General features: G+C 71.9%; 11 protein-coding genes. 8 read left to right on the forward strand and 3 right to left on the reverse strand.

Annotated elements, in window-relative coordinates; translation table 11 throughout:
- Positions 1–96 precede the first annotated feature (96 nt).
- Positions 97–1584, reverse strand: a complete 1488-nt coding sequence (locus G582_RS0110300) for an AAA family ATPase (RefSeq protein ID WP_028839769.1) — start codon at positions 1582–1584, stop codon at positions 97–99.
- A gap of 44 nt (positions 1585–1628) precedes the next feature.
- On the opposite strand from G582_RS0110300, the gene glnE reads away from it, so the two are divergent.
- Complete coding sequence (gene glnE / locus G582_RS0110305) at positions 1629–4412, forward strand: bifunctional [glutamate--ammonia ligase]-adenylyl-L-tyrosine phosphorylase/[glutamate--ammonia-ligase] adenylyltransferase (RefSeq protein ID WP_028839770.1); 2784 nt, start codon at positions 1629–1631, stop codon at positions 4410–4412.
- A gap of 30 nt (positions 4413–4442) precedes the next feature.
- Here the strand turns inward: glnE and G582_RS0110310 are convergent, their stop codons facing one another.
- Entirely contained in the window at positions 4443–5417 is a 975-nt protein-coding gene (locus G582_RS0110310) for a mitochondrial fission ELM1 family protein (protein WP_028839771.1), read from the reverse strand.
- A gap of 92 nt (positions 5418–5509) precedes the next feature.
- Here G582_RS0110310 and G582_RS0110315 point away from each other — a divergent pair, with 92 nt between their 5' ends.
- The 6 genes from G582_RS0110315 (at position 5510) to G582_RS0110340 (ending at position 10327) form a co-directional block, all read left to right on the forward strand.
- On the forward strand, positions 5510–6100 hold the full coding sequence (locus tag G582_RS0110315; protein ID WP_028839772.1) for a malonic semialdehyde reductase: 591 nt from the start codon (positions 5510–5512) through the stop codon (positions 6098–6100).
- A gap of 43 nt (positions 6101–6143) precedes the next feature.
- Positions 6144–6881 (forward strand): YceI family protein, encoded by a 738-nt coding sequence (locus tag G582_RS16250; RefSeq protein ID WP_083961147.1) that lies wholly within the window; start codon positions 6144–6146, stop codon positions 6879–6881.
- Positions 6882–6885: 4 nt separating this feature from the next.
- The gene (locus G582_RS0110325) at positions 6886–7593 is read left to right on the forward strand and encodes a pirin family protein (protein WP_028839773.1); all 708 of its coding nucleotides are present in this window, start codon (positions 6886–6888) and stop codon (positions 7591–7593) included.
- Between the two features lie 82 nt (positions 7594–7675).
- Entirely contained in the window at positions 7676–7879 is a 204-nt protein-coding gene (locus G582_RS0110330) for a zinc-finger domain-containing protein (RefSeq protein WP_028839774.1), read from the forward strand.
- A 16-nt stretch (positions 7880–7895) separates the two neighbouring features.
- Entirely contained in the window at positions 7896–9005 is a 1110-nt protein-coding gene (locus G582_RS0110335; protein WP_028839775.1) for a glycosyltransferase, read from the forward strand.
- On the forward strand, positions 9002–10327 hold the full coding sequence (locus tag G582_RS0110340) for an O-antigen ligase family protein (protein WP_156880431.1): 1326 nt from the start codon (positions 9002–9004) through the stop codon (positions 10325–10327). Before G582_RS0110335 ends, G582_RS0110340 begins: the two co-directional genes overlap by 4 nt.
- Here G582_RS0110340 and lpxL read toward each other — a convergent pair.
- A complete protein-coding gene (gene lpxL, locus G582_RS0110345; protein ID WP_028839777.1) occupies positions 10318–11226 on the reverse strand; it encodes an LpxL/LpxP family Kdo(2)-lipid IV(A) lauroyl/palmitoleoyl acyltransferase in 909 nt (302 codons plus the stop codon). The genes G582_RS0110340 and lpxL overlap by 10 nt on opposite strands.
- 80 nt (positions 11227–11306) lie before the next feature.
- Between lpxL and waaA the strand changes: the two genes are divergently transcribed.
- A complete protein-coding gene (gene waaA / locus G582_RS0110350) occupies positions 11307–12605 on the forward strand; it encodes a lipid IV(A) 3-deoxy-D-manno-octulosonic acid transferase (protein ID WP_028839778.1) in 1299 nt (432 codons plus the stop codon).
- Positions 12606–12648: the final 43 nt, after the last annotated feature.

The raw sequence follows: 12648 nt of genomic DNA on the forward strand, positions 1-12648 counted from the left end.
CCGGTCGGCCGTGCGCCTCTCCCCTCAGTTGGGAGAAGAACCTTTTTTATGCCTGCAGTTTTTGCGCGGCACACATGCGTGCGCCAAGCGGGGCCTTCAGTCGGCTGGCACGGTCCGCGGCAGCGCCCACTCGCGCAGCGCCTGCACCTGTTCGGCCATCAGCACCGACAGCGGGCGGGTGTCGCGGATCGCCTGCATCAGCGCGTGCGTGTCCAGCCCGGCTTCGGCGGCGTGCGCCGCATACAGCGCGCTGACGATGACCTGTTCGATTTCCGCACCGGAGTAACCATCCGCCGCCGCGGCCAGCGCCGACAGGTCGATGTGTTCGCGGGCCAGCTGGCGCCGGTCCAGGTGCAGCGCGAAGATCTCGGCGCAGGTGGCGGCATCGGGCAGGTCGACGAAGAAGACCTCGTCGAAGCGGCCCTTGCGCAGCAGTTCTGCCGGCAGCTGCTGCACCTGGTTGGCGGTGGCGACCAGGAACACCCGCGACTTGCGCTCGGCCATCCAGGTCAGCAGATAGCCCAGCACGCGCCGCGACAGCCCGCCGTCGCCGTCACCGCCATCGGTGGCCAAAGCCTTCTCGATCTCGTCGATCCACAGCACGCAGGGCGCAAGCTGCTCGGTGGAGGCCAGCGCGGTGCGCAGGTTCTTCTCGGTTTCTCCGTGGAACTTGTCGTACAGGGTGCCGAAGTCCAACCGCACCAGCGGCACGCCGAAGCCGCCGGCCACGGCCTTGGCCAGCAGCGACTTGCCGCAGCCCTGCACGCCCAGCAGCAGCATGCCGCGCGGCGGCGGCAGCCCGGCCGGAGGTGGGTCCTGCACGAAAGCGCTGCGGCGTTGTTCCACCCAGTGCTTCAGGCGCGACGCGCCGCCCACGTCGGAAAACCGCGCGGTGTCGTATTCGTAATGCAGGTGGCCGCTCTTGTTGAGCAGTTCGAACTTCAGCCGCGCCAGCTCCGGCAGGTCGTCGGCGCCCAGCGCGCCGTCGCGCCAGATCAGGTGGCGGGCGATCCGGCGCGCGTCGGTCAGGGTCAGGCCGTGCAGGTTGCGCACGATCTGCCGCACCGCATCGGCGTCGGCTTCCACCCGGCGGCCGCCGTTCTGCGCGGCGTAGTCGCGGGCTTCGTCCTTGACCAGCTTGAGCAGCGCGTTGGCATCCGGCAGGCGCAGCGAAAAGCGCGCGGCGAACGGTTCCAGCGCCTCCGGCAGTTCGACCTTGGTGCCCACCAGCACGATCACGTGCGGCTGGCAGCCGCGGCGCTGGATCAGGTCGCGCAGCGCGCGCTGGTAGCTGGCGTAGCCAAGATAGGGGGTGGCGTCCAGCAGCAGGTAGATGCCGCGCTGGCTGGCCTCACGCATCGCGTTGAGGGTGGCGCTGAGGTCGGGCGCCAGCCCGCTTTCGTCCTCGCCATCCATGTCCACCCGGCGCAGGCCCTCGGTCACGCTCCAGCGGTACAGCGCTCGCCAGACGTGCATCAGCGACTGCCGGAACAGTTCCAGCACCCGCGCTTCGTCGGGCGTTTCGATCACCAGCAGTGGCGTTTCCGCGCGGATCAGCGCGGCCAGGTCCAGCAGTTCGCTCATGGATCGGCACGATAGCGGCGCGCCGGCGATGCCACAATCGGCGCATGGATGACATGTTTTCCGCCGGGATGCAGGCCCTGTCCGCGCGCGCCCTGCAGCGCCTGCGGGCGGCCGACTGCGCGATTGCCGACGAAGCGGCGCTGGCGCGGCTGGCGCTGGCCAGCGACTTCGCCATCGATGCGCTGGCCGGGCAGCCGGAGCTGCTGGGCCAGCTGCAGACCGATGCGGCGGCGCCGCTGCCCGCGCCGATGCTGGAGGCGGACAACCAAGGCGAATGGGCGCGCCTGCTGCGCCGCTACCGGCAGGCGGAATCGACCCGGCTGGTGTGGCGCGACGTGATCGAGGGCGCCGATGTCGAGGAGATCCTCGCCGGCAGCAGCGCGCTGGCGGAAACCTGCCTGCGGCTGGCGCTGGACGCGCTGGAAGCCGACTTCGCGCGCCGCTTCGGCAGCGTGCGCGATGCCGACGGCGCGCCGCAGCGGCTGGTGGTGTTCGGCCTCGGCAAGCTCGGCGGGCGCGAGCTGAACTTCAGTTCCGACATCGACCTGGTCTACGCCTACGAGCACGACGGCGAATCCGATGGCGCGCGCAGCCTGCATGCGCAGGACTATTTCGCGCGGCTGGGCCAGCAGCTGGCGAAGCTGCTGGACGAGGTGACCGCGGACGGCTTCTGCCACCGCGTCGACCTGCGCTTGCGCCCGTTCGGCAACGCCGGGCGGGTGGCGCTGTCGTTCGCGGCGATGGAGCTGTACTTCCAGCGCGAGGGCCGCGACTGGGAGCGCTACGCCTGGCAGAAGGCGCGCTGCGTGGCTGGCGACATCGCCGCCGGCGAACGCTTCCTGGAGGCGCTGCGGCCGTTCGTCTATCGGCGCTATCTGGATTACGGCGCGCTGGACGGGCTGCGCGCGATGAAGGCGATGATCGCCGCGGAAGTGGCGCGCAAGGACATGGCCGGCGACATCAAGCGCGGGCCGGGCGGCATCCGCGAGATCGAGTTCCTGGCGCAGGCGCTGCAGCTGATCCGCGGTGGCCGCGAGCCGGCGCTGCGCCGTCGTCATCTGCTGGCGACGCTGCAGGCGCTGGCGCAGGCCGGGCACATGGAAGCCGAGGCGGCAGCGGCGCTGGCGGCGGCCTACCGCTTCCTGCGCCGGCTGGAGAATCGCTTGCAGATGCTGGCCGATGCGCAGACCTATGCGCTGCCCGAGGATGGGCTGGCGCGCGCGCGCCTCGCCGCCGGGCTGGGTCATGCGGACTGGCAGGCATTGGATGGCGCGTTGGCGTCGCAGCGGGCGAAGGTGGCGGAGGAGTTCGACGCATTGCTGGCCCCGCGCCGCCGCCGCACGTCCGCTGGCGACGAGCTCGCCACTTACTGGCGCGCGCTGCCCGACCACGGCGAGGCCGCGCAGCTGGAAGCCGCCGGCTTCGAGCATGCCACCGAGCTGCACGCCAGCCTCTGCGATTTCGCCCGCGCGCCCGGCGTGCGCGACCTGTCCGACGCCGCGCGCGCGCGCCTGGACCGGGTGCTGCCGGCGCTGCTGCAGCAGGCCGCCGCGTCCGATACGCCCGATGCGGTGCTGCGGCGGGTGCTGCCGCTGCTGCACACCATCCTGCGCCGGGCCAGCTATCTGGCATTGCTGGACGAACAGCCGGCGGCGCTGGCGCGGCTGGCCAGCGCGCTGGCGCGCAGCGCCCTGCTGGGCGAGCGCCTGGCCGCCTATCCGCTGTTGCTGGACGAGCTGCTGGACGTGCGCGTGGGCGGTGAACTGCCGGACCGCGCCGCCATGCAGGCGCAGTGCGCGGCCACGCTGCGCGATGGCGACATCGAAGCTTCGCTGGATGCGCTCAACGAAGTGCGGCAGGCGCTGAGCTTCCGCTTCGCGCTGGCGCTGCTGGACGGTCGCATCGATGCGCAGGCCTGCGCCCGTCATCTGGCCTGGCTGGCCGACGCGGTGGTCGCCTGCGTGCTGCGGCTGGCCGACGGCGAGCTGCGCGGTGCGCACGGCAGCATCGACGGCGGCCGCTTCGCCGTGCTCGGCTACGGCACCCTGGGCGGCGAAGAGCTGGGCTTCGGCTCCGACCTAGACCTGGTGTTCCTGTTCGACGCGCCGGCGGATGCCAGCTCCGACGGTGGGCGGCCGCTGGACGCACCGCGCTGGTATGCGCGGCTGGGGCAGAAGATCGTCTCGCTGCTGGGCGTGCGCACCGGTGCCGGGCGGCTGTTCGACGTCGACGTGCGGCTGCGCCCGGATGGCGCCAAGGGACTGCTGGTGTCCAGCCTGTCCAGCTTCACCGACTACCAGCGCAACCGCGCCTGGACGTGGGAGCACCTGGCGCTGGTGCGCGCCCGCGCGATCGCCGGCGACGCCTCGCTGGCCGAAGCGTTCGAGGCGCTGCGCGCGCAGGTGCTGGCGCAGCCGCGCGCGCGCGACGCGTTGGCCGAGGACGTGTCTTCGATGCGCCGCAAGATGCGCGCCGAGCTGGACCGCAGCGACGCCGCCATGCTCGACCTCAAGCAGGGCGAGGGCGGTCTGGTCGATCTGGAATTCCTGCTGCAATTCCTGGTGTTGCGCGATGCCGGCGGCCAGCGCGCACTGCTGGCATCGCGCGCCACCGGCGCACTGCTGGATGCCGCGCAGCTGGCCGGCGATTTCGATGCGGTGGTTCACCCCGCGCTGCGCGAGGCGCACGCCGCGCTGCTGGACACCGGCCTGCGCTGCACCCTGGACCGACGCCCGCGCCGCGCCCCGCGCGATGCACGCATCGAACGCGCCTGCGCGACGATCCGCGCGGCAACGCGGGCGCAGGGGCTGGGCTTCGACCAGGCGTAGGCCGCGTCCAACCCAGCCGCGATGCCCCTCCTACAACGGCAGCGCCAAGCGCCGGCGGACTTCCTGCGCGATGCGCGCGGTCTCGCGCAGCGGCTCGACGGCGAACGGCGCCAGCGTGTCGTCCAGCGCCCGCGCGCGCCGGTTTTCGATGAGCGCATCGAGAAAGGCGCGTGGTCGTCCTTGCAACGCCTGCGGCGACCACAGGTACAGCGGCGCGCGGGTGGCCGCCGCTTCGCTGAGCATGTTCACCGAGTCCGGCGTGCAGACGATGCGGTCGGCGCAGGCCAGCAGCCCGGCGTAGGGATTGGCGCCATCGCCGGTGTCGCGCCAGCGCAGCCCGGGCAGCTGCGGATCCACGCCCGCCAGCGCGTCACGCCAGGCCGCAGGCGTGCGCCGCGAGGCGATGGCGCTGAAGCTGCCGCCTTCGGCCCGTGCCTGCGCGGCCAGCCGCTGCAGCAGCGCCGCGAAGCCGGCATCGTCCAGCGGTGCGTGGCGGGTCGGGCCGCCCACCAGCAGCACGCTGTGCGGCGCGGGCAGTGTGGCCAAGGACGGGAACGCGGCGATCGCGCACAGCAGGTAGTCGTCATCGACCGGATGCAGGCTGCCGAGGCTGGCGATGACGTTGTCGCCGCGCAGGCCGTCGTGCGCCGGCGCTACCACGATGTCCCAGTGCCGGCTGGCGATGCGCGGATCGAGGATCTGCACCGCCTTCGCGCCGCGTGCGCGCAGCAGGCGGGTGGCCAGCGCCGCCTGCCGGCCGCAGCCGATGGCGAGTGTGGGTGGCGCATTGCAGGCCGCCTGGAGCGCGCCGCCGAACGCCGCGCCGGCACCGGGCAGCTGCCGGGGTGCCAGCCAGCGCCACGGTGCCCGCGCTTCCAGCGTGATCTCGCTGGGGCGGCTGTCCAGCGCATGTGCCAGTGCCAAGGCCTGGCGCGCGTTGCCGGCGCGTCCGTCATGGATCGCCAGCGTTGCCGATGGGGCGCGCGCAGCGGAGCGTCGTTGCATGGGTGGCATCTATTCGTTCCGAATATGCTGCATTACATGCGCCCGTGGAACCATACACTGTGCGCCATCGCCCTCACGATACAGAGATTGCCATGTCCCAGCCGCTTCCCGGTACCGCGCTCGACCAGCTGTTCCGCACCGCCCGCACCTACAACGCCTTCACCGGCGAGGTGTCGGACGAGACCCTGCACCAGCTCTACGAACTGCTGAAGTTCGGCCCCACCGAGGCCAACACCACGCCGGCGCGGATCGTGTTCGTGAAGTCGGCCGAGGCCAAGGCCAAGCTGGGCCCGGCGCTGTCTGAAGGCAATTTCAAGAAGACCATGGAGGCGCCGGTGGTGGCCATCGTCGGCTACGACATGCGCTTCTTCGACAAGCTGCCGGTGCTGTTCCCGCACACCGATGCCAAGCCGTGGTTCGAGCACCGCGACGAAGCCAACCTGGCTTGGGTGGCGATGCGCAGCAGCGCGCTGCAGACCGCCTACCTGATCCTGGCCGCGCGCTCGCTGGGCCTGGATTGCGGCCCGATGACCGGCTTCGACAACGCCAAGGTCGACGAAGCCTTCTTCGCCGGCACGCCGATCCGCTCCAACATCCTGGTCAACCTCGGCCACGGCGATCCGGCCAGCATCTTCCCGCGTTCGCCGCGCCTGGGCTTCGACGAAGCCTGCCGCATCGCCTGATCCTTTTCCCGCCTCTTCTTCCCGCCATTTCCGGAGCCACCGCATGAACACCACCGTCCGCAACCTGTTGTTGCCGCTCGCCATCGCCGCCGCCGTCGCCGCCTGCAGCAAGCCGGCCGAACCCGCCGCCAGCGCCGCTGCAACGGCCGAAGCCGCGGTCGCCGCGCCGGTCGAAGCCGCGCCCGCCGCGCCGGTCGAAGCCGCGCCCGCCGCCGAGGCGATCACCGCGGTGTCCGGCACCTACCAGCTCGACCCCACCCACACCGACGTGCTGGCGCAGTGGACCCACTTCGGCTTCTCCCAGCCCAGCGCGCATTTCGGCATCAGCGAAGGCACGCTGGTCTATGACGCCGCCGACGTGGGCAAGTCCAGCGTGCAGGTCACCATGCCGATCACCGGCATGAACAGCTTCGTCGACAAGCTGGACGAGCATCTGGCCAGCGGCGACTTCTTCGACGCCGGCAAGTTCCCGAATGCCACCTTCAAGAGCACCAGCGTGGCCGCCGCGGGCACCAACAAGCTGACCGTCACCGGCGACCTGACCATCAAGGACATCACCAAGCCGGTGACCCTGGACGTCACCCTCAACGGCGCCGGTGAACACGCGATGCTGAAGAAGCAGGCGATCGGCTTCTCCGCCACCGCCACCATCAAGCGCACCGACTTCGGCGTGGGCGCCTATGCTCCGAACGTCAGCGACGAAGTGCAGCTGCGCATCACCACCGAAGGCACGCTGGCCGATGCGCCGGCTGCCGAAGCCGCCGCGCCCGCGCAGGGCTGATGCAATGATCGTCGAACGCCCCGCCAGCGCCCGCGGCGAAGTGGACATGGGTTGGCTGCGTAGCCACCACACGTTCTCGTTCGGCCATTACTACGACCCGGCATGGATGGGCTTCGGCGTGCTGCGCGTCATCAACGACGATACCGTCGCCGCAGGCGGCGGTTTCGCCCCGCACCGCCACGCCAACATGGAAATCATCAGCGTGGTGCTGGACGGCGCGCTGGCGCACAAGGACAGCGCCGGCAACGAAGGCGTGATCCGCGCCGGCGACGTGCAGTGGATGAGCGCCGGCCACGGCATCGAGCACAGCGAATACAACGGCTCGGACGCCGCGCCGGTGCACTTCCTGCAGATCTGGATCCAGCCGGCGCGGCTCAACCATGCGCCGGCTTACGACCAGAAGCACTTCGCACCGGACGCGCGGCGTGCGCGCTGGGAGCTGCTGGCCTCGGCCGATGGCGCCGACGGCAGTATCGCCATTCGCCAGGACGCCCGCCTGCGCGCCACCCGGCTGCTGCCGGGCGACGCGCTGGAAGCGGCGCTGGACCCGGCCCGCCGCTACTGGCTGCACGTGGCCACCGGCGAGGTAGCGGTGGGCGAGCGCGTACTGGCCGCCGGCGATGCGCTGGGACTGTCCGAAGAAGGCGGCGCGCTGGCGCTGCGCGGCATCGGCGCGAGCAGCGACGTGCTGCTGTTCGATCTCCCTGCATGACCGTGTCCGCCCTTCCCGCAACAGCGGGAAGGGCGGATGCGCGGTAAACTGGCCGCGTTCCCGCAACCGCGCCGCATTCGCCATGGCACAGCCCGTTTCGCCCGCCCCGTCGTCCGCCCGTGCCCAGCAGACCTACGAGGTGCATCGCGCCGACCTGCCGCTGAGCTGCCCGCTGCCGGCGATGGCGGTGTGGAACGAACATCCGCGGGTGTATCTGTCGATCGTCGAAGATGGCGGGCGCAGCCAGTGCCCGTACTGCGGCAGCATCTACGTCCTGGTCGACTGAGCCCGCGGCGCCGGCAATGCGCCGCCTGACCGTGGTGCAGCTGCTGCCGGCGCTGGAGGCCGGCGGTGTCGAACGTTCCACCCTGGAAATCGCCGACGCGCTGGTGCGCGCCGGTCATCGCGCCGTGGTCGTATCCGCTGGTGGCCGGCTGCTGCCGCAGTTGCAGGCGTTGGGTGGCCAGCACGTCGCGCTCGCCATCGGCCGCAAATCCCCGTTGAGCCTCCGCCACCTGCCGGCGCTGCGCCGCGTGTTCGCGGGCGCCGATATCGTGCACGCACGTTCGCGGCTGCCGGCGTGGCTGGGCTGGCTGGCACTGCGCGCAATGCCGGCTGCGGCGCGCCCGCATTTCGTCACCACCGCGCATGGCCTGAATTCGCCGTCGCGCTACAGCGCGATCATGACCCGCGGCGAGCGCGTGGTCTGCGTGTCGGAGACGGTGCGCGGGCATCTGTTGCGGCATTACCCGCAGGTCGATCCCGCGCGGCTGGCGGTGATTCCGCGCGGCATCGACCCGGCCGCCTTTCCGCGCGCAGCGATGCCGGACCGCGCCGCGCGCGCGCAGGTCGCGGCGCTGCACCCGCAGCTTGGCGACGACGGCCCGCTGCTGCTGCTGCCGGGGCGCGGCACGCGGCTGAAGGGCCATGCCGACGCCATCGCCCTGCTGGCGGCGCTGCGCGCCGATGGCGCGGACGCACGGCTGTGGATGCCCGGTGCGCTGCAGGCCGGGCGCGAGGATTACATCGCCGAGCTGATCGCGCTGGCGCGCGCCGCGGGCGTGGAGGCGGCGCTGGCGATGACCGCGCCGACCGCGGCGATCGCCCAGGCCTACGCGGCCTGCGATCTGGTGCTGCAGCTGTCGCGCAAGCCGGAAGCATTCGGACGCACGGTGGTGGAGGCGCTGGCGGTGGGCCGGCCGGTGTTGGGCTGGGCGCATGGCGGGGTTGGCGAGCTGCTGGCCGAGCTGCAGCCGGCAGGCGCGGTCGCGCCGTTCGACGCCGGCCAGTTGGCCGCCGGCGCTCGCGCGCTGCTGGCCGCGCCGCCGTCGCCGCCGGCAGCGATGCCCTATACCCTGCAGGCGATGCAGGAGGCGACCTTGACGCTGTACCGGACGATGGTGGACGCATGAACGCACGAACGATGCAGCCCGGCGGCGTGGCCGACTGGCGCTGGGCGCCCGCCTGGGTACTGACTTTCGTCGCCCTGTGGCCGGTACGCGGGATCGCCGAGGCAGTGCTGGTGCTGGGCGCGCTGGCCGGGCTGGTGCGGCTGGTCGGCAGCCGCTTCCGCGGCGGCGGCGCGCTGCTCAGCGGGCCGGCGTGGGCGCTGACCTCGGTGCTGTTCGCCGCCTACTGGCTGCCCGAGCTCATTGCCGCGATCGACGCGCGCGATCGCCTGCACGCCTTCGGTGAGGTGCTGATCGACCTGCGCTACCTGCCGTTCCTGTGGGTGGCCGCCGCGGCCGTGGCCAGCGAGGCCGGCCGTCGCCGAACCTTCGGCGGGCTGGCGCTGATAGCGCTGGTGTGGACGCTGGATGCGCTGGTGGAGGCGGTCTGCGGTACCAGCCCGCTGTTCTGGTTGCTGGACCAGGCCAAGCATGCGCTCAGCGGCCACGGCATGTGCACCGCCAGCGAGGTGGAGGCGGCCGACCGTCTGGCCGGCGTGCTGGGCCCGTGCAACCTCAAGCTGGGGATCGTGCTTGCCAGCCTGTCGCCGTTCGCGCTGGCGGCGGCGAGGCAGCGGTTGGGCCAGCTGGGCTGGCTGGCGGCGGCGGCGGCGATCGGGCTGGTGGTGATCCTGGCCGGTTCCCGCGCGTCATGGCTGACCTATGCGCTGGTGCTGCTGTGGACCGGCTGGCGCGCGCTGGGTGGGCGCAAGTTGATGGCGGTGTTCGCGGCCGGCGCGCTGATGCTGGTGGTGGCCAACGTGCTGTCGCCACAGGTGCACGAACGCGTGCAGCGCACCACCCTGGCGCTGACCGCGCAGCCGGGCGGGATGGACGCGGCACTGTCCGGGCGCGGCCGGATCTGGTCGGCGGCGCTGTGCATGGTGCGCCAGCATCCGCTCAATGGCGTCGGCCCGCGCGCTTTCCGCGACGAGTTCGCGGCTTGCGACCCGCAGCCGGGCAGACCGGCTGCCTGGGGCAGCGGCGTCGCCTTCCATGCCCACCAGATCGTGCTGGAGGTGCTCAGCGAAACCGGCGTCATCGGCCTGCTGCTGTGGCTGGCCGGCGCCGCGCTGGGCTGGCGCGCCTGGCGCTATGCCGATGCCGGCGCACGCGAGCGCGCGCGCCCGGCCATGCTGGCGCTGGCGGTGAGCGTGTTCCCGCTCAATACCCATCTGGCCGCGTATTCGACCTTCTGGGGCAGCGTGCTGCTGCTGCTGGCGGCCCTGTATGCCGGCAGCCTGTGGGGCCGCGACGCACCGGTTGCGACCGGCCCTCAGTCGTAGCGCGAACGTCCGTCCGGCTGGCGCTTGAAGCGCCGGTGCAGCCACAGGTACTGGCTGGGCGCCTGCCGCACCATCGCCTCGATCGCCGCGTTGACCGCGGTGGAGTCGGCCACGGCATCGTCGGTGGGGAACGGCGACAGCGGTTGCCCCACCTGCAGGACGTACCGCGCACCCTCGCGGCGATGGAAGAACGGCACCACCGCGCAGCCGGTCATGCGCGCGAACTGGTGGGTGGCGGTGATGGTGGCGGCGGGAATGCCGAAGAACGGCGCGAACACCGTGTCCTTGCCGCGCATGTCCTGGTCAGGCGCGTACCACAGCACGCCGCCGCGCTTGAGGTGGCGGATTGCCGCGCGGGTGTCGCCGTTGCCGAACATCGCGCTGGCGTAGCGCAGGCGGCCGCGCAGCACCGCCCATTCCATCACCGGGCTGCGATGCCTGCGGTACATGCCGGCCAGCGGCACGTGGTCGCACAGCAGGCGTCCGCACAGTTCCAAGGTCATGAAGTGACCGGACACCAGCAGCACGCCGCGGCCCTCGGCCTGCAGGCGCTGCAGGATCTCCAGCCCCTCGATGCGGGCGCTGGCGCGCATCGGCGCCACCTCTCCCCACCAGGCGCGGGCGAATTCGAACAGGCCGATGCCGACGTCGCGGAAATTGGCGCGCAGCAGCGCCTCGCGCGCGGCATCGTCCAGTTCCGGCAGACACAGCGCCAGGTTGGTGCGCGCGGCCTCGCGCCGGTCCGGCAGCAAACGCAGCGCCAGCCAGCCGACCGCAGCGCCCAGGGTGCGCTGCAGGCCCCAGGGCAGGCGCGCCAGCGCCATGCACTGGCCTACGCCCAGCCACACCGGCCAGTGGCGCGGGGCGAACGACGGGCGGACGGGCGGGGTCGATGTCATGCGGGGATTCTAGTGCGTGATCCGTTGTCGCGGCCTGCGCGCATGGTCGCAGGCGGGGCAGCTTCGCTATCCTTGCAGGCATGCAGGCCAATCTCACCGAACGCGTGCTGCGCGGCCTGTACTCGGCCGCGCTGTACCTGCTTGTGCCGGTCACCCTGTACCACCTGGTCTGGCGTGGTTTCCGCCAGCGCGCCTACCTGCAGCGCTGGGACGAGCGCTACGCCAGTTACCCGCAGGCGATGCCGGTGGCGCCGCTGTGGCTGCATGCGGTGTCGGTGGGCGAGGTCAATGCCGCCGCACCGCTGGTCAACCGGCTGCGCGCGCTGCGTCCCGACCTGCAGCTGGTGGTCACCACCATCACCCCCACCGGTTCCGAGCGCGTTCGGGCGCTGTGGGGCGATGCGGTCATCCACGTCTACCTGCCGTATGACCTGCCCGGCGCGGTGGGGCGCTTCCTCGAGCACTTCCACCCGGCGCTGGCGCTGATCGTGGAAACCGAGTTGTGGCCGAACCTGCTGTTCGGCTGCCGCGACCGCGGCATTCCCACCTACATCCTCAACGCGCGCTTGTCGGCGCGTTCGCTGCGTGGCTACCGCGTGCTCGGGCCGTTGATCCGGCGCGCACTCGGCAGCGTGCACCGGGTCGCCGCGCAGTCCGAGGACGATGCGCGCCGCTTCCTCGAGCTGGGCGCGCTGCCCGAGCGCATGCAGGTCACCGGCAACCTGAAGTTCGACATGGCGACGGTGGACACGGGGGGGTTCGTCGACGAATTCCAGGCGGCGCTGGGTACGGTGCGGCCGGTATGGATCGCCGCCAGCACCCACGAGGATGAGGAGGCGGCGGTGCTGGCCGCCCATCGCACGCTGCGCGGAAGCCATCCCGGCGCGCTGCTGCTGTGGGCGCCGCGGCATCCGGAACGCTTCCGCGCCGCCGTGCAGGGCGCGCGCGACGCCGGCTTCACGGTGGCTTCGCGTAGCGAGGAGGGCTGGCCCAGCGCCGACACCGGGGTCTTCGTGATCGACACGCTGGGTGAGTTGCTGCGCTTCTATGCCTGCGCCCAAGTGGCGTTCGTCGGCGGCAGCCTGCAGGCGATCGGCGGGCACAACCTGCTGGAGCCGGCAGCCACCGGTACCGCCATCCTCAGCGGCCCGCACCTGCACAATTTCGCCGATATCGCGCGGCGCCTGCGCGAGGCCGGGGCGATGCGGATCGTCGCCGATGCGCCGGCGCTGGCAGCGGCGCTGCGCACGCTGTTCGACGATGCCGGTGCGCGCCGGCAGCTGGCCGACAACGCGGCGCGGCTGCTGGAGGCCGGTCGCGGTGCGCTGGCGCGCACCCTCTCGATGATCGAGCCGGCGCTGCCGGCCAGGATTTCGTAGGAACGCACGTAACGGGCGCGAACGCTCTGTGCAAGGTCGCGCG

This window comes from Thermomonas fusca DSM 15424 (assembly GCF_000423885.1).
Classification (GTDB): Bacteria; Pseudomonadota; Gammaproteobacteria; order Xanthomonadales; family Xanthomonadaceae; genus Thermomonas; species Thermomonas fusca.